The 18,014-nt window shown below is 62.6% G+C and carries 20 protein-coding genes and 1 pseudogene; 9 read left to right on the top strand and 12 right to left on the bottom strand.

Going from position 1 to position 18,014, the window contains the following annotated elements; genetic code table 11:
- Positions 1–79 precede the first annotated feature (79 nt).
- Positions 80–619 (top strand): annotated as a pseudogene (locus tag DFR48_RS00200) (AAA family ATPase).
- Positions 620–698: 79 nt separating this feature from the next.
- On the opposite strand, the gene DFR48_RS00195 reads toward DFR48_RS00200, so the two are convergent.
- The 6 genes from DFR48_RS00195 to DFR48_RS00170 all read right to left on the bottom strand — a co-directional run bounded on the left by DFR48_RS00195 (position 699) and on the right by DFR48_RS00170 (position 6,234).
- Positions 699–1,814, bottom strand: a complete 1,116-nt coding sequence (locus DFR48_RS00195; RefSeq protein WP_114361165.1) for a branched-chain amino acid ABC transporter substrate-binding protein — start codon at positions 1,812–1,814, stop codon at positions 699–701.
- A gap of 143 nt (positions 1,815–1,957) precedes the next feature.
- Positions 1,958–2,311, bottom strand: coding sequence for a DUF6867 family protein (locus DFR48_RS00190; protein ID WP_114361164.1), 354 nt, complete (start codon positions 2,309–2,311; stop codon positions 1,958–1,960).
- Between the two features lie 21 nt (positions 2,312–2,332).
- On the bottom strand, positions 2,333–3,061 hold the full coding sequence (locus DFR48_RS00185) for an ABC transporter ATP-binding protein (protein ID WP_114361163.1): 729 nt from the start codon (positions 3,059–3,061) through the stop codon (positions 2,333–2,335).
- Positions 3,061–3,936 (bottom strand): ABC transporter ATP-binding protein, encoded by an 876-nt coding sequence (locus DFR48_RS00180; RefSeq protein ID WP_114361162.1) that lies wholly within the window; start codon positions 3,934–3,936, stop codon positions 3,061–3,063. Before DFR48_RS00180 ends, DFR48_RS00185 begins: the two co-directional genes overlap by 1 nt.
- Positions 3,936–5,327 carry a high-affinity branched-chain amino acid ABC transporter permease LivM gene (gene livM, locus DFR48_RS00175; RefSeq protein ID WP_114361161.1) on the bottom strand — a complete coding sequence of 464 codons (1,392 nt, stop codon included), beginning with the start codon at positions 5,325–5,327 and terminating at the stop codon, positions 3,936–3,938. The genes DFR48_RS00180 and livM overlap by 1 nt, the downstream gene beginning before the upstream one ends.
- 4 nt (positions 5,328–5,331) lie before the next feature.
- Positions 5,332–6,234: a branched-chain amino acid ABC transporter permease gene (locus tag DFR48_RS00170; RefSeq protein WP_114361160.1), complete on the bottom strand. Its 903-nt coding sequence runs from the start codon at positions 6,232–6,234 to the stop codon at positions 5,332–5,334.
- Between the two features lie 454 nt (positions 6,235–6,688).
- Between DFR48_RS00170 and cysQ the strand changes: the two genes are divergently transcribed.
- Positions 6,689–7,474 carry a 3'(2'),5'-bisphosphate nucleotidase CysQ gene (gene cysQ / locus DFR48_RS00165; protein ID WP_114361781.1) on the top strand — a complete coding sequence of 262 codons (786 nt, stop codon included), beginning with the start codon at positions 6,689–6,691 and terminating at the stop codon, positions 7,472–7,474.
- A 171-nt stretch (positions 7,475–7,645) separates the two neighbouring features.
- A complete protein-coding gene (locus DFR48_RS00160; RefSeq protein WP_114361159.1) occupies positions 7,646–8,683 on the top strand; it encodes a DUF2793 domain-containing protein in 1,038 nt (345 codons plus the stop codon).
- Here the strand turns inward: DFR48_RS00160 and DFR48_RS00155 are convergent.
- Entirely contained in the window at positions 8,680–9,360 is a 681-nt protein-coding gene (locus tag DFR48_RS00155; RefSeq protein WP_170141758.1) for a helix-turn-helix transcriptional regulator, read from the bottom strand. The genes DFR48_RS00160 and DFR48_RS00155 overlap by 4 nt on opposite strands.
- Before the next feature lie 425 nt (positions 9,361–9,785).
- On the opposite strand from DFR48_RS00155, the gene sciP reads away from it, so the two are divergent.
- On the top strand, positions 9,786–10,061 hold the full coding sequence (sciP, locus tag DFR48_RS00150; RefSeq protein ID WP_112688600.1) for a CtrA inhibitor SciP: 276 nt from the start codon (positions 9,786–9,788) through the stop codon (positions 10,059–10,061).
- A gap of 173 nt (positions 10,062–10,234) precedes the next feature.
- Positions 10,235–10,516 carry a GNAT family N-acetyltransferase gene (locus DFR48_RS00145; protein WP_114361157.1) on the top strand — a complete coding sequence of 94 codons (282 nt, stop codon included), beginning with the start codon at positions 10,235–10,237 and terminating at the stop codon, positions 10,514–10,516.
- 107 nt (positions 10,517–10,623) lie between these two features.
- On the opposite strand, the gene DFR48_RS00140 is transcribed toward DFR48_RS00145, so the two are convergent.
- On the bottom strand, positions 10,624–10,974 hold the full coding sequence (locus DFR48_RS00140) for a flagellar export protein FliJ (RefSeq protein WP_112688590.1): 351 nt from the start codon (positions 10,972–10,974) through the stop codon (positions 10,624–10,626).
- Positions 10,975–11,420: 446 nt separating this feature from the next.
- Between DFR48_RS00140 and ctrA the strand changes: the two genes are divergently transcribed.
- On the top strand, positions 11,421–12,122 hold the full coding sequence (gene ctrA, locus DFR48_RS00135; protein ID WP_099058674.1) for a response regulator transcription factor CtrA: 702 nt from the start codon (positions 11,421–11,423) through the stop codon (positions 12,120–12,122).
- 155 nt (positions 12,123–12,277) lie between these two features.
- Here ctrA and DFR48_RS00130 read toward each other — a convergent pair whose 3' ends face one another.
- Together DFR48_RS00130 and chpT are read right to left on the bottom strand one after the other, a co-directional pair.
- Positions 12,278–12,640 carry a response regulator gene (locus DFR48_RS00130; RefSeq protein WP_114361156.1) on the bottom strand — a complete coding sequence of 121 codons (363 nt, stop codon included), beginning with the start codon at positions 12,638–12,640 and terminating at the stop codon, positions 12,278–12,280.
- A 174-nt stretch (positions 12,641–12,814) separates the two neighbouring features.
- Complete coding sequence (chpT, locus tag DFR48_RS00125; protein WP_114361155.1) at positions 12,815–13,465, bottom strand: histidine phosphotransferase ChpT; 651 nt, start codon at positions 13,463–13,465, stop codon at positions 12,815–12,817.
- Between the two features lie 189 nt (positions 13,466–13,654).
- On the opposite strand from chpT, the gene DFR48_RS00120 reads away from it, so the two are divergent.
- A complete protein-coding gene (locus DFR48_RS00120; RefSeq protein WP_114361154.1) occupies positions 13,655–14,245 on the top strand; it encodes a DUF1134 domain-containing protein in 591 nt (196 codons plus the stop codon).
- A 141-nt stretch (positions 14,246–14,386) separates the two neighbouring features.
- Complete coding sequence (locus DFR48_RS00115; protein WP_114361153.1) at positions 14,387–15,577, top strand: coiled-coil domain-containing protein; 1,191 nt, start codon at positions 14,387–14,389, stop codon at positions 15,575–15,577.
- Positions 15,578–15,584: 7 nt separating this feature from the next.
- On the opposite strand, the gene DFR48_RS00110 is transcribed toward DFR48_RS00115, so the two are convergent.
- Positions 15,585–16,418 carry a TrmH family RNA methyltransferase gene (locus DFR48_RS00110; protein WP_114361152.1) on the bottom strand — a complete coding sequence of 278 codons (834 nt, stop codon included), beginning with the start codon at positions 16,416–16,418 and terminating at the stop codon, positions 15,585–15,587.
- Positions 16,419–16,428: 10 nt separating this feature from the next.
- A complete protein-coding gene (locus DFR48_RS00105; RefSeq protein ID WP_114361151.1) occupies positions 16,429–16,812 on the bottom strand; it encodes a hypothetical protein in 384 nt (127 codons plus the stop codon).
- A gap of 93 nt (positions 16,813–16,905) precedes the next feature.
- Between DFR48_RS00105 and DFR48_RS00100 the strand changes: the two genes are divergently transcribed.
- Positions 16,906–17,931 carry an RluA family pseudouridine synthase gene (locus DFR48_RS00100; protein ID WP_114361150.1) on the top strand — a complete coding sequence of 342 codons (1,026 nt, stop codon included), beginning with the start codon at positions 16,906–16,908 and terminating at the stop codon, positions 17,929–17,931.
- Positions 17,932–18,014: the final 83 nt, after the last annotated feature.

The raw sequence follows: 18,014 nt of genomic DNA, 5'->3' as shown, positions 1-18,014 counted from the left end.
AGTCTCGGAAGCGACCGAGCAGGAGCTCCCGCTCGGTATCGTCGCAGCGGATACATGCCCAATTGAAACAGGAGGAAACATGGACAACTTCGTCGTCATCTCCGGTTGCTCGGGCGGCGGCAAGTCGACGCTTCTAGAAGTGTTCGCCGAACGCGGTCATGCTGTGGTGGATGAGCCGGGTCGCAGGATCGTCGCCGATCAGCTGAGGAGCGGCGGCTCCGCCTTGCCATGGGTCGATCTCGAAGCCTTTGCACGAGAAGCGATCTCTTTGGCCGAGCGGGATCGCGCGCTGGCCAAAAGCAGCAACAGCCCCTGGATATTCTTCGACAGGGGGCTGGTCGACGCCTACGCCGCTCTCGCCCATGCGACGGGCGATGCGGCGGCAACGCGTCACCTCGCGTGGCAGCACCGATACCACTCCACCGTTTTCATGACGCCTCCCTAGCGTGAGATCTATCACCCGGACGCAGAAAGACAGCACCTCTTTCCGGCGGCCGAAGAAGAATATGAACGTCTGCTCGCACTCTATCCGCAGTTGGGCTACCGCACGGTCGTCTTGCCCAAGGTCTCGCCCCAAGCCCGTGCCGACTTCCTCCTGCAGCGACTGCAGGAGCGTTAGGGCCGATCCGCTCCCGGACTTGAAACGCAGAAAGCCCGGCACGAGGCCGGGCTTTCCGTCAATCCGGTGATGGATCGAATTAGTCCTGGAAGTACGAGTACTTGCCGTCCTCGCCCTTCTTCCAGGTGTACATGACGTAGTCCGGACGCGTGATGTCGCCCTTCTCGTTCCAGCCGAGTTCGCCGATAACGGTCGTGTACGGACCCTTTTCCTTGAGCGCGGCAGCGACAGCTTCCGGATCGTTCGTGCCGGCCTTATTGGCAGCCTCTGCGATTACCTGCAGGGCAGCGTAGGAATAGAGGGTGTAGGCTTCCGGTTCGAAGCCGGCGTCGCGGAACTTCTTGACGGCGTCAGCTGCGTTCGGGTTCTTGCGCGGATCCGGCGGGAAGGTCATCAGGGTGCCGTTGACGGCGTCGCCGGCGATCGAAGCCAGTTCGTTCGAGGTAATGCCATCGCCCGACATCAGGGTCGCCTTGAGGCCACCATCGGCCATCTGGCGCATGATCAGGCCGGCTTCGGTGTGCAGACCGCCGAAGTAGACGACGCCGACGCCGGCTTCCTTCATCTTGGAGATCAGGGCCGAGTAGTCCTTGTCGCCGGCGGTGATGCCTTCGTACATGACTTCGGTGATGCCAAGGCTGTTCATTGCCTTCTTGGTTTCGTCCGCGAGACCCTGGCCATACGGGGTCTTGTCGTGAACGACGGCGACCTTGGTATCCTTGAACTTCTCGGCGATATAGGCGCCAGCTACCGCGCCCTGCTGGTCGTCACGGCCGCAGGTACGGAAGGTGTTCCACATGCCCCGTTCGGTGAACTGCGGGTTGGTGGAGGCCGGGGTGATCTGCAGGATGCCGTTTTCGGCGTAGACTTCAGAAGCCGGGATCGAAACGCCGGAGTTGAAGTGACCGACCACGAACTTCACGCCGTCAGCGACGAACTTGTTGGCAACCGAAACGCCCTGCTTGGCGTCGGAAACGTCGTCGCCGAGAACGATCTTGATCTGTTCGCCGTTGATGCCGCCGGCAGCGTTGATGTCGGCTGCAGCCTGTTCAGCACCCTTCTGGAGCTGAGCGCCGAAAGCGGCGTTCGGACCCGTCAGCGGACCGCCGACGCCGACGAGCACTTCGGCCCAGGCACTGCCGCCGTAGGCCACCATGGCCGTCAGCGCAACAGCAGAAAGAAGAAGCTTCTTCATATTGTTACTCCCAATTTTTTAGGCAGGTTAGGTTTCTGAAACCGTGCGCAATACCCACCATCACTGCGCCGGAAATCTGTTCCACTCTGTATTGAGAGCCAGGCCCTTCTTGTCGGCAATCTGTGACAAGAAAAACGTGGCTGTCAATCTTTCTTCTTCCACGAGAAGGCCGAGGTCTTCTCGTAAAGCCAGTAGTAATTATCGACCATCTGACGGGTCCGTCGGACCCGGTATCCGGCCGTTGCAAAGATCAACAGCAGAACGACGTCGATGACATAATAGAAGGGGCTGATGAACGGCCCCTGAAAGAGCGCGTAATGCAGAAAGCGCATCACCACTCCCAGCAGCAGCGTATAGACGATCACCGTCGGATAGTGCTGCCAGCCTTCGGCGACGGCCTTGCCCGTCCGCCACGCGGTCCAGAAACCGAGCAGCAGGACCAGGAACCGCAGGACGTAGCGGACGCCGGTGTCGGTCTCGAAAAACAATCCTTGCATGTCAAATTCCCCCTAACCCGATCAGTGATGGCCGCCTTCAAGGTAGGCCGCGCGAACCTGCGGGTCCGCGAGGAGTTCCTTGCCGGTGCCGCTCATGGTGACCTGGCCGTTGACCATCACATAGGCGCGGTCGGACAGCTTGAGCGCCGCGAATGCGTTCTGCTCGACGAGGAAGACGGTAAGCCCGTCTTCCTTGTTGAGCTTCTTGATCGCCTCGAAGATGCCCTTGACGATCAGCGGAGCGAGGCCGAGCGAGGGTTCGTCGAGGAGGAGGAGCTTCGGACGCGCCATCAGGGCGCGGCCGATCGACAGCATCTGCTGCTCGCCGCCCGAAAGTGTGCCGCCGCGCTGGTGCTGGCGTTCCTTCAGGCGCGGGAAGAGCGTGAAGATCTTCTCGACGTCCTCGTTGAAATACTTGAGGTTGTCGAGCCCGGCGCCCATCTGCAGGTTTTCGAAGACGGTCATGCGCGGGAAGATGCGGCGACCTTCCGGCGACTGGGCGATGCGGCGGCGCGCGATCAGGTGCGTCGGCATCCGGGTGATGTCCGTGCCGTCGAAGATGACCTGGCCGGCACGCGCCTGCGGGCTGCCGCAGATCGTCATCATCAGCGTCGACTTGCCGGCACCGTTGGCACCGATCAGCGACACGATCTCGCCCTGCCGGACCTCGACATTCACCCCGCCGAGCGCGCGGATGTTGCCGTAGTAGGTCTCGACGTCTGTTACCTTGAGAAGCGGTTCAGTGGACATCAGTTCTGCCCTCCCGATACGGCTTCGACCTCAGAAATCGCTTCATCCAACTCTTCATCCTCGACACCCAGATAGGCCGCGATGACCTTCGGGTCGTTCTTCACGTGATCCGGCGTGCCGTCCGAGATCTTCTGACCGTATTCGAGCACCACGATGTGGTCGGAAATCTCCATGACCACGGACATGTCGTGCTCGATCAGCAGGATCGAGGTCCCGGTATCGCCCCGGATGCTGTGAAGAAGAGTGTTGAGAGCCGCCGATTCACGCGGGTTGAGACCGGCTGCGGGTTCGTCGAGGCAGAGGAGTTCCGGATCGGTGCACATGGCACGGGCAATCTCGAGACGCCGCTGGGCACCGTAGGGCAGATCGCCCGCCGGATCGTCGGCGCGATCGACGAGATCGGCCTTTTCGAGCCAGTGCGCAGCCTTCTCGACCGACTCCTTGGCCGCCCGCTTGTAGGCCGGCAGACCGAGCAGGCCGAGAACGGTGTAGCCCGACGCCCGCATGAGGGCGTTGTGCTGTGCGACCAGCAGGTTTTCGAGCACCGTCAGCCCCGAGAAGAGGCGGATGTTCTGGAAGGTACGCGCCACTTTGGCGTGCTTGGTGATCTCGAAGTCCGGCAGGCGCTCGAGCAGGTACTGCTTGCCCGAACGCTGGGTCAGCGTGAGCATCCCCATCGTCGGCTTGTAGAAGCCGGTGATGCAGTTGAACACGGTCGTCTTGCCGGCGCCGTTCGGTCCGATCAGGGCGGTGATGTCACCCCGCCGGACGTCGAAGGAGAGATCGTTGATGGCCATCAGTCCGCCGAATTTCATCGACAGATGTTCCACCTTCAGGATGTTGTCATTCGTCATGTGTTCGGTTCCGGAGGTCATCAGCCGTGACCCTCCTTGGTAAAGCTTCCGGATACCGCCTTGCGCTCCTTGAGGAAGGCGGTGGGTTCACGCGAGCCTACGAAGCCACGGGGCTTGAAGAGCATAACGATGATCATCGCAAGGCCGAAGAGCAGCATGCGATAGAGCTCGGGCGTGAAGTCCGGTCCGAAGATCTGCTTCAGGAACTCCATTTCGCGCAGCAGTTCGGTACCGCCGACCATGACGATCGCGGCGACCGCGATACCCGTCAGCGAACCCATGCCGCCGAGAACGACGATCGCCAGGATCACCGCCGATTCGAGGAACACGAAGGATTCCGGAGAGACGAAGCCCTGACGGGCGGCGAAGAAGGAGCCGGCGAAGCCGCCGAACATCGCACCGATGGCGAAGGCGGTCAGCTTGGTCGTCACCGTGTTGATGCCGAGCGAACGGCAGGCGGTTTCGTCTTCGCGCAGCGCTTCCCAGGCCCGACCGATCGGCATGCGGCGCAGGCGGATGGTCACATAGGCCGTCAGCAGGCAGAGCGCGAGGATCAGGTAGAAGAGGAAGATCTTGTAGTAGGCCGAGGACATCGGCAGACCGAAGAGCTTGGCGAAACCGTCGGGCGAAGCGTCGAACTTGATGCCGAACAGTGTCGCCTTCGGGATGCCCGAGACGCCGAAGGTGCCCCTGGTGACGTCGGTCCAGTTGATCAGCACCAGACGGATGATTTCACCGAAGGCGAGCGTCACGATCGCGAGGTAGTCGCCGCGAAGCCTGAGGACAGGGAAGCCCAGCATGATGCCCCAGAAGGCCGCCAGGATGCCGGAGATCGGCAGCAGGACCCAGAAGGAGAGCCCGAACTGCTGCGACAGCAGCGCATAGGAATAGGCGCCGACCGCATAGAAGGCGACATAGCCGAGGTCGAGCAGGCCGGCGAGGCCCACCACAATGTTGAGGCCCCAGGCGAGCATCACGTAGATGAGGATCTGGATGCCGAAGTTGTCGACGAACTTCAGCGAGCCCTGGACCCCGAAGGTCGACACGATGACCGGCGGATAGAGAACCAGCGCCAGCAGGGCGATCTTCAGGAAGTGCCGGTGGAAGAAGGACGCTTTCGCCTCGACCTCGTGGACAGGAACCTGCGAACGGCTCGCCTTGCGCTGGGCGACCCAGGGCGAGAAGAAGCCGACGATCAGGAAGCGGCCGACTGCGGCGATCGCGACGAAGATGGCGAGCAGGCCCCAGCGCGGATACCAGATCAGCGTGTTGGAAATGTCCTGGTCGGTCTTGATGCCGATATAGAGGATGAACATGCCGAGCGCGATCACGCCGGCGAAGATGCCTTCCTTGAAGGCCTTCACGAGGTGACCCGACTGGGCGGTGTTGTGCACGGTTGCAGTATTCGCCATCGGATCACACCTTCTCGACTTCAGGACGGCCCAGAATGCCGGTCGGCTTGAAGATCAGCACGAAAGCCAGGATCGCGAAGGTCGCGACATCCTTGTAGGCGATCGTAAAGTAGGCCGACCAGAGCGACTCGATGAGGCCGATCAGCAACCCGCCGAGAACCGCGCCGGGAAGCGAACCGATACCGCCGAGAACCGCGGCCGTGAAGGCCTTGACGCCGGGAGTGAAGCCGTCGGCGAACGAGGCGACACCGTAATACATCAGGTACATGGTGCCGGCGACCGCTGCCAGCGCCGCCCCCATGACGAAGGTGATCGAGATGGTGCGGTCGACGTCCACGCCGAGGAGCGCCGCCATCTTGCGGTCCTGCTCGGTCGCTCTTTGCGCACGGCCGAGCGGCGTCTTGTTGACGATGTACCAGAAGATCGACAGAAGCACCGCCGTGACGACGACGATGATGATCTGTTTCAGGGAAACGGTGACCGCGCCCAGATGATAGACGTCGTTGACGAGCGACGGAATGGGCTTGTTGCGGGGACCCTGCGCGACCTGGATGAAGTTCGACAGCACGATCGACATGCCGATTGCGGTGATGAGCGGTGCAAGCCGGAAGGAACCGCGCAACGGGCGGTATGCTACGCGCTCGATCACCCAGTTCCAGAGACCCGTCATCAGCATCGCGATGATCAGCATCACCAGCAGCGCGAGCGCAACCGGAATGCCTGCGAAGAACGACGTCAGGATGAGGAAGACGATCAGGGCGGCGAAGCCGCCGAGCATGAAAATGTCACCATGGGCAAAGTTGATCATGCCGATGATGCCGTAAACCATGGTGTAGCCGATGGCCACCAGGCCATAGATAGACCCGAGAGTCAGCCCGTTTATGAGCTGCTGGACGAAATACTCCATATGTTATCCCCCAGACGCGGTCGTCAACGCGTCCCTTTTTCGTTTCCCCGTTCAGGGTTTTTTGGCGTGACGGGATTTGATAGCGTTTTCGCTGAAAATGTGAAGCGCAAAAGCTTTCTCGCGCACATTTTGTTGGTTTCCCCCACAGATTTGGTGATTTCCGCGGCAAACTACCCAAAAAAGCGACGTAAATTGCTTCGGAAATAGTCATCGCCGGGAATCTCGCGGAATTGCCGGAGAGGAAATGTCGCCATGCGGCCAGTCCGCGGCGGTGGCGATGACCGCGCGTGGCGCCCGGAGGAAGCGGTGGACCACCGGTTCCGATGAAAACGGCAGCCGAGAACACCCATCGGCTTTTCATCAATCCTGCCATAGCTTAACGCTGACGGCCAGCCGCATTCTCGCACTGCGGCTTGTCCCGGAGCGCGGCGGAGAAGGAGAACGCGGGATGCAGATACTGGACACCTTCGAAAAGGCGGCGATCACCGCCGGTCGGGCGATCATGGAAGTCTTCGAAGCCGGGGCGACCATCAGGCTGAAGAGTGACGCCTCGCCGGTGACCGAGGCCGACGAGCGCGCCGAGCGGATCATTCTGGCGGCACTCCGCGAGGCCTTGCCGGACGTGCCGGTCGTCGCGGAGGAATCCGTCTCCGCGGGAGAGGTGCCGCAGATCGCGGGCAGGACGTTCATCCTCGTCGACCCGCTCGACGGGACGAAGGAATTCGTCAACGGCCGCGAGGACTTCACCGTCAACATCGCCCTCGTCGTCGAGGGCGCACCGGTTGCGGGCGTGGTCTACGCTCCGGCCAAGGGGATCGCCTACAGCGGATCGTCGACAGGCGCGGAGAAGCTCGTCGTCGGGCCCGACTTCACCATATCCGCCCGCAAGGTCATCCGCGCCCGCCCGGTCGCGGATGACATGCTCGCCGTCGCCAGCCGTTCCCACAGCACCCCGGAGACCGAAGCCTTCCTCGACCGGCACCGGGTCTCGTCGCGCACGTCCGTCGGCTCGTCCCTCAAGTTCTGCCTGTTGGCGGAAGGGGTCGCCGACGTCTATCCGCGCTTCGGCCGCACGATGGAGTGGGACACCGCCGCAGGCGACGCTGTTCTGAGAGCCGCCGGCGGCGCGACGCTCGACCTCGACGGCCTGCCGCTCCGCTACGGCAAGGTGGCACAGGCGGCCGATAGCGATTTCGCCAATCCCTCCTTCGTCGCCTGGGGCAAACGCCAGCCGGTATAATTGCGCGATCCCTGTGGTGGTACGGGGCGAAAAGTCCTTTTCTTTCAAAGAAGGGAACCCGTTTTCGTTCACCCTCCCACAGGCCATAGGACAATGCTCCGAACCTGCGTCGCGGCCCGTGCCGGCATCAGCCCGTCATCGGCCCGGCGCATCAACCGGAGAAGCACGACCATGACCGACGCCACAGCCAATCTCGCCCTGCCCTACCTCCTCGCCGCGCAAGCCCAGAAGCACGTCACCCACAACGAGGCGCTGCAGCGGCTCGACGCGCTCGTCCAGCTGGTGATCGCAGGCACGCCATCGTCGCCGCCGGCGGATGCTGCCGAAGGGGAATGCTACTGGCCGACGGCACCTGCGGCCGGCGAGTGGACCGGCCAGGAAGGCAGGCTTGCCTTTCGCCAGGACGGCGCATGGATCTTCATTGCGCCCCGCGCCGGCTGGCGTGCCTTCGACCTTCAGCGTGGGCGACTGGCCGTTTTTTCCGGGAGCGCCTGGATCGACCTGCCGCTGCCGCCGGATGCCGTAGTCGAGACGCTCGGCGTCAATACGGCGGCCGACGGCTACAACAGGCTCGCCGTCGCGGCCGATGCCAGCCTCTTCAGCCATGCCGGCCACGGCCATCAGGTAAAGATCAACAAGGCCGCCACCGCCGATACAGCCTCGCTGCTCTTCCAGTCCGGCTGGCAGGGACGTGCCGAGATGGGACTTACGGGCTCCGACGCCTTCGCAGTCAAGGTGAGCCCCGATGGCGACACCTGGACAACAGCTCTCGCGATCTCCCCGAGCGGCGTCGTCGAAATGACCGGACGTCCGGCCGTGCGCGCCTCGCTCGCCGCCGCGACGTTCACACCGGCCGACGGAAGCCATACGGGCTTCGACAACCTTCACGTCGTCCAGGGCGGGTTCGCTCTCGGCCCGGCCCTCGGCTCCGGTCCCGGCCACGCGCTTACCGTTCCGGCGACCGGCATCTATCAGGTGAGTGTCAGTGCCGACCTGCTGTCTTCGTCCGGACATGAGATCGCGCTCAGCGTCAACGGAACCACCAACGTCGCTACGATCCGGGGCCCTGCCCTCTCGGCCGAGACGCTCCAGTCCGTCACCGCCCTGACCTGGTTCTCGGCGGGAGACGAACTCTCGCTCCGGCACGGGGGCAGCGCTGAGCTACAGTTCGGCTACGGCTGGACGGAGCTTTCGGCGGTGATGATCTAGATCAGTCCGAGACGGCAGGCGCGGGCGATCGCCTGCATGCGGTTGACCGCGTCGAGCTTGCGCAGGGCGTTCTTGAGATAGCTGACGACCGTGTGGGCGGAAATGTCGAGGATGACGGCGATCTCATCGCTGCTCTTGCCCTCGGCCGCCCACCGCAGGCAGTCGAGTTCGCGCCCGCTCAGCGGCTCCGTCGGCAGCGACGGCCGGCGCAAGCGGCCGAGGCCGTCGTCGATGAGTGTGAGACAGGAAAGATAGAGCGTGGCGATCTCGTTTTCGTCGAGGGGGCGCCGCCTTCCGGAAAAGGCAAAGATCAGCCGCTGGTGATCATGGTCCCGGATAGCGAAGGCGAGTGTTCTTTCGAAGCCGTCCGACACGTCGATCACCGCTGCCTTGCCGGGCGGATGCCGGTCGGCAAACGGCCACTCCGAAAAGGAAACCGGCCGCATTGTCTCTCCGAGCCGCCGAACGAGTTCGCTCTCCTTATAAAATCCGCTCAGGTCGTAGGCCTCGATCAGGCTGGCAGGCCAGTTCGAGATGACAACACCCGCGGCGAACGTCGGGACGAGCGAGCCGGGAAACGCGGAAACGAGATAGAAGTCCAGCCCGAAGCGCCGCGACATGCCGGAAAGCTTTTCCTCGACGGAATGCTCTTTCTCGACGGGCGTCTCGTCTGACATGCGGTATGCGTGATTGTGGCTTCTGAACATGATGTCCTTATGCCCTCGCGGGCATTTTTTGAAAATGGCTGTCGATGACGAAATTCAGTTGGCCCGCGCGACCGAGGCTCAAGAACGATCCGTCTGCATGGACGGATGAAGGAGCACGCGTCGAAACGAAGGTCTCGCGGCGAAGAAAATGCACTTCCTTCCGCGTTGTTGTAGGCCTTGTACACGATTTAGCGAGAACGAATACTGTTCTTTAGGAATGACTCCTATGCATTCCGCTCAAATTTACGCAACGGCAGTCGCGGAAACACGCAGCGAATGCCGCAGTCGGAGGAATGGTAGAATTCTTATCAAATCGTAACTGCCTGCTTAGGCAATTTTTAAAGATGCCCGGCTAGCATGCGCTCGTGTGGTCTTGAGTATGTGTAGAGAGTCCAATGACCGATATGATCCGCCCGCGAGTAAAATACGTCATCGGCCCCGATGGCAGTCCACTGACCATCGCCGATCTACCCCCGGCCAATACGCGCCGCTGGGTCATACGGCGGAAGGCGGAAGTCGTCGCCGCGGTACGTGGTGGCCTTTTGAGCCTCGAGGAAGCTTGTGAGCGCTATACGCTGACGGTCGAGGAGTTCCTTTCCTGGCAGTCTTCGATCAACGACCACGGCCTGCCGGGCCTTCGCACCACCCGCATCCAGCAGTACCGCCACTGAGCGGCACCAGGCGGCCCCTCCGGGCCGAAGCACTCCTCCCGCGATCCGGCGTTCGACCACATCGAGCGCCTTTTCGTTTTACAATCCACCTCCCATATTGAAACGCGGGCGGCCGGTCAAAGTGCCAGCGCGGCGCCGTCATACGGCACCGTCACGCGGCGAGGAGCAGGAAGATGGATTTCAGCCACGAAGAAAGTGGATCAGGTGGTCGCTACCGCGCGACGCTGGACGGTGCCGATGCCGTCATGACCTATTCGCGGACCTCCCCTCGCCTCATCATCGTCGATCACACCGAGGTCGCGGACGCTCTTCGCGGCAAGGGCGTCGGTCAGGCGCTGGCGGCCCACGTGGTCGAGGCGGCCCGGAAGGGAGGCTGGAAGATCATCCCGCTCTGCCCCTTCTTCCGCGCCCAGGCGAACCGCCATCCGGAATGGAAGGACGCCATTCAGTTCTGATCTGCCGACAGGCGGCTTCAGCCGATATCCCGATCCGAAAAAGAAAATGCCGCGACCAGAAGTCGCGGCACTGCGAACTCGTTCAGGAACGCCCCGAAGGCGAATGCCTACGCCCGGGCGCGCATCTGGCTGTCGCGCTCTCCGAGCGCGGCGGCCTTCGCCATTTCGGCCTCGGCCTCCTCCAGCGCCAGTTCGGCTGCGTCCTGCTGGACCTTCAGCTCCCGGATCGAGATCTGGAGATTGTCCGCCCGCTGGCGTGCCGCCTTGGCAAAGGTCGGGTAGGCGAAATGGTTCGGATCGGAAATGCCGGACTTCTTTTCCTCGACGATGATCTGGTTCTCGAGTTCCTTCGCCATGCGATCGAATTCGGACATCATAGTCTGCAGCTGTTGCAATTGCCGACGCTTCTCGGCGACCTGAAATTCCTTCAGGCGCAATAGGCTCTCACGCGACTTCATACGCAATACTCCCGTGATGCGAGACCCCCCGCCACACATGCTCAAAACGAACTGCCCATGCCGATCAGACGAATCAGTGTCTGCAAAAGTCCGCCGGGGTTAACAAAAAACTACCGCTGGTAACCTTTCGTTTACGGGCATCGTTAATGATAGGGACGATCATTTAAGGGTCGGTAAATGCCAGGGTCTGAAAATGACCTGCGACAATGATGAGTCAAATGAATCGGTTAGCGCGTTTTCCTCGCAAGTTGATTCACTTATGGCGATGCCCGAAATCTGTGAAAAAACAGGAGACTGGTATCTTTGCTTAATAAATTCGATACTCCTTGCCAGAGGGAATCAGAATTTGTTAACCATTTGGTGGCAGCCTTCAAATCAGGCAACGACTGGATCCGTATCGCGTAGGGGGCCAACTCGACCTTTCGGCGGCGGTAAAGGGGATAATTATGCGGGTTCTACTCATTGAAGACGACAGCGCCACAGCGCAGAGCATCGAGTTGATGCTCAAATCCGAAAGCTTCAACGTCTATACCACCGACCTCGGTGAAGAAGGCGTCGATCTCGGCAAGCTCTACGATTACGACATCATTCTGCTCGACCTGAACCTGCCCGACATGTCCGGCTACGAGGTCCTGCGCACACTGCGTCTTTCAAAGGTCAAGACCCCGATCCTCATTCTCTCCGGCATGGCCGGCATCGAAGACAAGGTCCGCGGCTTGGGCTTCGGCGCCGACGACTACATGACCAAGCCGTTCCACAAGGACGAGCTCGTCGCCCGCATTCATGCCATCGTTCGCCGCTCCAAGGGCCACGCCCAGTCGATCATCATCACCGGCGAACTGATCGTGAACCTGGACGCCAAGACCGTCGAAGTCGGCGGCCAGCGCGTGCACCTCACCGGCAAGGAATACCAGATGCTGGAGCTTCTCTCGCTCCGCAAGGGTACGACGCTCACCAAGGAAATGTTCCTGAACCATCTCTATGGCGGCATGGATGAGCCGGAACTGAAGATCATCGACGTCTTCATCTGCAAGCTTCGCAAGAAGCTCGCCAACGCCGCCGGCGGCGCCAACTACATCGAAACGGTCTGGGGCCGCGGCTACGTCCTGCGCGAGCCGGACGGTTCGGAATACATGGAAACGGCCTGACAAAGCCCTCCCCTTCCCGCATTCCTGGAACCTGCCCTTCGGGGCAGGTTTTTTTGTTGCCTGCAATTGCCGCGACTCCCCCACGCTCGAAAGAATTCGTCCGCCGCGGCGGGACCGGGCGGACGGGCAGATGCGCGAATATGTTCCGGGTCAGATCAGGCGGCGATCGCCTTGCCGGTGAAGATCTGCGTCAGGATCTGGCGGTCGAACGGCTTCAGCAGGAATTCGTTGGCTCCGGCGCGTTTGCCGGCCATCATCGTCTTCAGGTCGGCCTCGATCACGCAGTAGTAGATGAGCACGCTCTTGCCGTCCGGCAATGCACGGATGTTGGTGATGAGATCGAGCGCCCCGTCGAGGCCCGCATCGACGATGATGATATTGGGAAGCTCGGTCTCGCAGCGCAGCAACGCATCGCGGGCGGAGGCGGCCTCGAGAACGAGGAAGCCGATCTCCGAAAGGATACGCTTGCCGACCTTGCGGACGATATCCGAACTGTCTGCGATCATCAGACGTTGCATCAGAGACTCCCGTTTTTCCACCCCGAATTGCAGCACTGGGCCAATAGGTAGTCTAACGCGAGACCGCTAAGGAAAGGTTACCGTCCTTTGTCCCGCTGTGGAGCAGGTTCGTCGACATCCGGCCGAGGCAAGTTGTCCCCGGCGCGACCACCGATTTGGCAGCGTACTGGCCAATCAGGCTACCGGCACGAGCTCGGCCGTAAAGACGACTTCCTCGTCCGTCTGGTAGTACTTGATCTCCATGCCGCATTCCTCGGCAAGCAGTACCGTGTAGTAGGGCTGGATCGAATGGGCGTCGATCGCCTCCTCGATGGTGCCGGAGCAAATTTCCGCGAACTTCGCGGGAATGCGCATCATCCGCCCCTTGGCGACAATGCGGAACTTCACCTCGAATTCGGGGTCTTCGAGCGTCACATCGATCGAGCCGCCGCGCGGAATGGCGCCGTAGGCGACGAGGAAGAGGTTGAGGAGAAGCTTGACGCGGTTCTTGGCGATGATCGCCCGCGGGCCGTTCCAGGTGAGTTCGGTCTTCTTCTCTGCGGCAACGAAGTCGCGCGCGGCCTTTTCCGCCTCGCCGGTATCGATCGAGGCGCCCACCGAGCCGGAAGCGCCGAAGGCAAGCCGGGCGAACTTGAGACGCACCGAGGCGTTGAGCGCACTGGTGCGGATGAGTTCCATCGCGTCTTCGTCGGCGCCGCCCTCGTCGAGGAGTTCCAACCCGTTGTTGATCGCTCCGACCGGCGAGATGACATCATGGCAGACGCGGCTGCACAGCAGCGCTGCCAGATCGGGGCCGGCGAGAGTGAGGTTGGCGTTCTTCGGCATCGGTATCTCCTGGAGGCGCGGTCGCCCGTTCAGAACCAGGGCGCCATGAGCATGCGGCCTTCCCGTTCGCACGGGAATCCTCGCGCCATAATGACACCATATTTGGTAAACCGATTATTAAGACGATCACGACTAAATAGTTTTACTCGGCATAGTGATGCACGCGCATCGAAAAGTTTGGAGGAACCCATGCGCCTTGACTTCATCCGCGAGATCGCAGGCCTTCGTGCGCTGATGGCGGCGATCGTCCTTCTTGTCGGCGTGGGCTACCAGGCCGGTTCGGCCGCGGCTGCAGGCGACGAGTACACCGCCCAGGAAATCGTCGACGCCGGCCACAGCTTCTTCGGTGAAACCAGCGGTGCGCTCGCCAAGGTTATCGAGAAGGCCTTTTCCCAATACGGACTGCCGAACGGATATATCCTCGGCCAGGAGGGTTCCGGCGCCTTCATCGCCGGCCTGACCTACGGCGAGGGCATGCTCTACACGAAGAATGCCGGCCAGCACGACGTCTTCTGGCAGGGACCGTCTCTGGGCCTCGACTATGGCGGCAACGGCACGCGCGCGATGATGCTGGTCTACGACCTGCCGAGCATCGACAGCCTCTATGCCCGCTATGGCGGCGTCAGCGGCTCGGCCTACGTCGTCGCCGGCCTCGGCATGACCGTCCTGAAGAACCAGAATATTGTCCTCGTCCCGATCCGCACCGGCATCGGCGCCCGCCTCGGGGTCAACGTCGGCTATTTGAAGCTCACCCGCCAGCCCACCTGGAACCCCTTCTGAGCAGCCAGGCGCGTGGTGCCGGAGCGGCGCCCTCCGGTGACTTTCTCGGGCCACTGCCTCCCCGCCGGCTTGTTCTGCGTGGAGCCCCATGTTTAATGACAGACTTGGTGTCCGCAATACCTCAGTCGAGATGGCGCGATCGTGATTGAATATGCACTGCTATTCGGATTGGGCTTCCTCTCGGCAGTTCTCCTGGTGATGCTGATCGCTCCTGCGGTTCACAAGCGGATCGTGCGCTACACAGAGAAGCGGATGAAAGCGACGACACCGCTCAGCCCGCGGGAAGTACGCGCCCAGAAGGACATGGCGCGCGCCGTTTACGCGGCCGAAAATGCGCGGATGTCGCAGGACTTGAAGCGCGAGCGCGACAAGTCGGTCGATCTGAAGCTCAGGAACGAGGCACTCGCCGCCGAGGCCAGCCGGCTGTCCGCGGAAACCCAGGACCTTCGCACCCAGATCGACGAGATGAGCATCGAGGCCGCAAATTTCCGCGCGGAGATCCGCCGCGCCGAAAGCGAGGCGCTGCATCTCCACGCCACGCTGAAGCGCACCGAGGAGACCGCCGTCGCCAAGGACCTCGAAATCGAACGCCTCGTCGTGCGCATCTCCAGGATGAACCGGGAAGTCGACGACCTGAAGATCGAGAAAAGCGCGCGCGACACCGAAATCGAGAACCTCAAGATGCGGGTGCAGACGCTGCGGGCCGAGCGCGACGAGCTGGCGCAGGAGACGAAACTGGCCACCCGCCGCGCCAAGGACGCGGAGATGCGGCTGGCGCAGGAGGAAGACAAGCTCCTGCGGCTCGACGACCGGCTGGCGCGGCTGATGGCCGAGGCGGTCGACAAGGACGCCGTCATCGAACGCCGCACGAAGGAAATCGCGACGCTGCGGGAGAACCTGAAGGCCGGCAATCGCCAGGTGCGCGCGGCGCTCCGCGCGCTGCGTGCCGCCAATATTTCCGCGCCGGACATCAAGGAGATCGACATTCCCGAGCAAGCCACAGAAGACCCGCTGGTGCTGATGCAGCCGGCGGCCGCGATCGACACCGATCTGCTCGCCGACGAACTGCGCCACCGTCACACGGCGCTGACCGAACGGCTGATGAAGGCGACCTCGCCTGCGAACGACGAGGCGCTGCGGGAAGAGATTGCCGAGATCGCCGCCAAGATGATCGCCCTCACCGCTCGCAAGGAAGGCGCCGGTTCGCCCATCCGCGCGCTCATGTCCAAGGTTTCCGTCCGCAGCCCCGAGGCTCGCAAGTCGCTTGCCGAACGAGCCGTGGCGTTCGATCCGTCGCTGCCGGCGACGGTCACGCCCACGACGTCCGAATAACGACTTTTCAGAGGATGCGCTTGGCCATCGCCGCGCTGTAGAGGGCAATCCCGCTCGCCGTCCCGACATTCAGGCTGTCGAGGTCCGGGGACTGGGCGATGCGGGCGGTGTGGAACCGCGACAGCACGGCGGGCGGCAGCCCCTCGCCTTCCGTTCCCATGACCAGCGCCAGGCGCGGCGATGGTGCGATGTCGCGGATTTCTGTCTCGCCCTTCGGCGAGAGCGCCCAGATCGCAAAGCCTGCTTCGGCAAGTGCCCCGAGCATGTCGAGGATCGAGCCCTCCCGCGCGTAGGGCATTGTGAGCACCGATCCGACCGATACCCGGAGCGCCTTGCGGTAGAGCGGATCGCAACAGGTCTCGTCGAGGATCACCGCACGCGCGCCGAAGGCGGCGGCATTGCGGAACATCGCGCCGATATTGTCGTGATTGGAAATGCCGCAGGCGGCAAGCACCAGCGCCTCCTCCGGCAGTGCCCGCAGCAGTTCCTTCAGCGGAGGTGCAGTGTCGCGAACGCCGAGCGCCAGCACGCCGCGATGCAGGTGGAAGCCGGCGATCGCGTCGATCACCGGGGCCTCCGCCTCGTAGACGGGGACGTTGTCCGGGAAGAGCGAAAGGACGTCCGAAAGGCCGGCGGCACGGTTGCGCAGGAGCAGGATCTTCTCCACCCGGATGCCGCGGCCCGCCCGGTGCGCGGCCGCCAGCATGCGCAGTACGACCGTGCCTTCTGCGACGAACCGGCCTTCCCGCCCCGTGAGATCGCGCTCCCGGATGTGCCGGAACTCCGCGATGCGCGGATCGTCCGGATCGGTGATCTCCGTTCTTTCGCGCGCCTGCGTCATGCGGCTGGGATCACTGCCCGGCGACCGTCACGTCCGCGACGACGCGGCCGATCGCGATATCGAAGACGAGCGCCTTGCGCGTGCCGTCGGCCATCTGGCCGAAGAACAGGATCTGGCTGCCCGAAAGCGCGGTCGACTGGACGGTGAAGCCTTGCGGCAGGCTGGCCGTCGCCGTCACCGGCTGGTCGGCCGGAATCGCAAGCGTCGCAGACGCCTGCGGCTCGCGGGTCTCGCTCTTGGTCGCCTTGTAGACAACGGCGCCCAACACGGCCATAAGGCTGACGAACATGATGCCCGCGGAGACGAGTTGCAGACGCACCATCTTTCGGCGGACATTCTCCAGCGCCGGATCGAGCGGTTTTTCTTCCTGTTCTTCTGGCTCGAAATTCGTCATATACGCTTGCCTTTCCTTCGGAGCGACCGGCCATGGCCCGTTCTGATCGAGAGCGAACCGGGCGGAAAACCGCCGTTACGCAGGATCGCAGGGATGAACGACCCCTTTAACCAACCCGAAAGCGCAAGGAAAGAGCTGATTGCCGGCGACGATGCCGAGGGCCGCATTGACGCCTGGCTTGCGGCGCATCTCGAAGGCAGTCTCTCGCGCAGCCGCGTCAAGGCGCTGATCGAGCAGGGCGCGGTCACGCTGAATGGCAATCCGACCACCGAACCGAAACGCAAGATCCACCCCGGTGACCGCCTGGCGATCGTAATGCCGGAGCCGGAAGATCCGGAGCCGAAGGGTGAGGATATCCCCCTCGATGTCGTCTACGAGGACAAGGACCTGATCGTCATCGTCAAGCCGCCGGGCCTCGTCGTCCATCCGGCGGCGGGGAACTGGACCGGCACGCTGGTCAACGCACTGATCCACCATTGCGGCGACAGCCTTTCGGGAATCGGCGGCGTCAAGCGGCCGGGCATTGTCCACCGGCTCGACAAGGATACGTCCGGCGTCATGGTCGTCGCCAAGAACGACCTTTCCCACCGCCGCCTCGCCGACCAGTTCGCCGACCACGGCCGCACCGGCCCACTGGAACGCGCCTACCAGGCGATCGTCTGGGGCCGGCCGCGGAGCCTGCACGGAACGATCGACGCGCCGCTCGGCCGCGCCGGCGACCGCACCAAGCGCGCCGTCAAGCGCGAGGAAAGCGACGACGCGCGCGAGGCTATCACCCATTACGAAGTGCTTGAGCGCTACGGCGAGAAGCCGGACGCCACCTGCATCGCCTCGCTCGTCGAGTGCCGACTGGAGACCGGACGCACCCACCAGATCCGCGTCCACATGGCCCATATCGGACATCCGCTGGTCGGCGACGTCGACTACGGCGCCGCCTTCCGCACCAAGGCAAACCTGCTGCCCGAACCGGCCCGGACCATCGTCAACCGCTTCCCCCGCCAGGCATTGCACGCCTATCTCCTGCAGTTCGAGCATCCGTCGACCGGCGAGGTCATGCGCTTCGAAGTGCCGTTGCCGAAAGACATGGTCAGGGTGATTGAGGCCCTGCGCGCGATCTGAGCGCTGGTTCCGGACGGCGATTAGGTATCGGTCGATTTTCTCAAGAATCGGGTGGCGGAACGCGAATGTTCGCGTTACGTTCC

The sequence above is a fragment of the Ciceribacter lividus genome (assembly GCF_003337715.1).
Lineage (GTDB): Bacteria > Pseudomonadota > Alphaproteobacteria > Rhizobiales > Rhizobiaceae > Allorhizobium > Allorhizobium lividum.
This window is presented reverse-complemented; position numbering and strand designations above follow the sequence as displayed.

What these genes read in the sequence shown, in the direction of transcription:
- chpT (WP_114361155.1), bottom strand. Translation starts at nt 13,465, where the DNA reads ATGCCGAAGAACGCCAACCTCACTCTCGCCGGCCCCGATCTGGCAGCG.
- DFR48_RS00145 (WP_114361157.1), top strand. Translation starts at nt 10,235, where the DNA reads ATGGATTTCAGCCACGAAGAAAGTGGATCAGGTGGTCGCTACCGCGCG.
- DFR48_RS00155 (WP_170141758.1), bottom strand. Translation starts at nt 9,360, where the DNA reads ATGTCAGACGAGACGCCCGTCGAGAAAGAGCATTCCGTCGAGGAAAAG.
- DFR48_RS00195 (WP_114361165.1), bottom strand. Translation starts at nt 1,814, where the DNA reads ATGAAGAAGCTTCTTCTTTCTGCTGTTGCGCTGACGGCCATGGTGGCC.
- DFR48_RS00105 (WP_114361151.1), bottom strand. Translation starts at nt 16,812, where the DNA reads ATGACGAATTTCGAGCCAGAAGAACAGGAAGAAAAACCGCTCGATCCG.
- DFR48_RS00160 (WP_114361159.1), top strand. Translation starts at nt 7,646, where the DNA reads ATGACCGACGCCACAGCCAATCTCGCCCTGCCCTACCTCCTCGCCGCG.
- DFR48_RS00170 (WP_114361160.1), bottom strand. Translation starts at nt 6,234, where the DNA reads ATGGAGTATTTCGTCCAGCAGCTCATAAACGGGCTGACTCTCGGGTCT.
- DFR48_RS00120 (WP_114361154.1), top strand. Translation starts at nt 13,655, where the DNA reads ATGCGCCTTGACTTCATCCGCGAGATCGCAGGCCTTCGTGCGCTGATG.
- DFR48_RS00190 (WP_114361164.1), bottom strand. Translation starts at nt 2,311, where the DNA reads ATGCAAGGATTGTTTTTCGAGACCGACACCGGCGTCCGCTACGTCCTG.
- DFR48_RS00180 (WP_114361162.1), bottom strand. Translation starts at nt 3,936, where the DNA reads ATGACCTCCGGAACCGAACACATGACGAATGACAACATCCTGAAGGTG.
- ctrA (WP_099058674.1), top strand. Translation starts at nt 11,421, where the DNA reads ATGCGGGTTCTACTCATTGAAGACGACAGCGCCACAGCGCAGAGCATC.
- livM (WP_114361161.1), bottom strand. Translation starts at nt 5,327, where the DNA reads ATGGCGAATACTGCAACCGTGCACAACACCGCCCAGTCGGGTCACCTC.
- DFR48_RS00110 (WP_114361152.1), bottom strand. Translation starts at nt 16,418, where the DNA reads ATGACGCAGGCGCGCGAAAGAACGGAGATCACCGATCCGGACGATCCG.
- sciP (WP_112688600.1), top strand. Translation starts at nt 9,786, where the DNA reads ATGACCGATATGATCCGCCCGCGAGTAAAATACGTCATCGGCCCCGAT.
- DFR48_RS00140 (WP_112688590.1), bottom strand. Translation starts at nt 10,974, where the DNA reads ATGAAGTCGCGTGAGAGCCTATTGCGCCTGAAGGAATTTCAGGTCGCC.
- DFR48_RS00130 (WP_114361156.1), bottom strand. Translation starts at nt 12,640, where the DNA reads ATGCAACGTCTGATGATCGCAGACAGTTCGGATATCGTCCGCAAGGTC.
- DFR48_RS00185 (WP_114361163.1), bottom strand. Translation starts at nt 3,061, where the DNA reads ATGTCCACTGAACCGCTTCTCAAGGTAACAGACGTCGAGACCTACTAC.
- DFR48_RS00100 (WP_114361150.1), top strand. Translation starts at nt 16,906, where the DNA reads ATGAACGACCCCTTTAACCAACCCGAAAGCGCAAGGAAAGAGCTGATT.